Here is a 254-nt window from a genome sequence, read left to right on the forward strand (position 1 = left end):
GTCAGCGCCCTCGACGACGAGGTCTGGGCGGGCCGTGTCAGCTCGCACATCGCCCAGGCGCACCTGCACGGCGGATACTTCCTCCGGCAGGCCGAGGAGCGCGACGACCCCTTCCTGCTCCAGCACGCTGCCGTGCACCTGGCGTTCGCGGCGGCGCGCGCCGCGATCGCGGCCGACCACCGGCTGATGCCGGGGCCGAAGTACATCCACCGACTGGTCCGGGAGGTGCCCAGCGTTGACGGATTCGTCGCGGC

The 254-nt window shown here is 72.8% G+C and carries 1 protein-coding gene; it reads left to right on the forward strand.

Features of this window, described 5'->3' with window-relative positions; genetic code table 11:
- A partial coding sequence (locus SB660_RS22150) for a hypothetical protein (protein WP_410584616.1) occupies positions 1-254 on the forward strand: 254 nt, incomplete at both ends.

Source organism: Bacillus sp. SIMBA_005 (assembly GCF_046535585.1).
Taxonomy (GTDB): Bacteria; Bacillota; Bacilli; order Bacillales; family Bacillaceae; genus Bacillus; species Bacillus pumilus.